Annotated in this window: 1 pseudogene; it reads left to right on the top strand. The window is 59.2% G+C overall.

Annotated features, from left to right (window positions below):
• Window positions 1-304: pseudogene (locus AF337_RS13675) on the top strand (alpha/beta hydrolase); the annotation flags it as partial.

Here is a 304-nt window from a genome sequence, read left to right on the forward strand (position 1 = left end):
CTCCGAAGCGTTCATCAACGGCATGGCCGACCTGATGGCGCATTCGACGCGCACACCGGTTCTGCGGTGGCCGAACGAATACGGCATGGATTATGAGGAAATCTTCTTCCCGGCGATGGACGGCATCACGATCGAGGGCTGGTTCATTCCAGCCGCCGGCTCCGACAAGTTGCTCATCATGAACCACCCGATGCCCTGCAATCGCTACGGCTATCCGGGGCATATGGCGCCCTGGCAGGACTTTGGCGGCTTCGAGGTGAACTTCCTGCCGGAATACAAGATCCTGCATGACGCAGGTTACAGC

It is taken from the genome of Rhizobium ecuadorense, from assembly GCF_001187535.1.
In the GTDB taxonomy this organism is placed as follows: Bacteria; Pseudomonadota; Alphaproteobacteria; order Rhizobiales; family Rhizobiaceae; genus Rhizobium; species Rhizobium ecuadorense.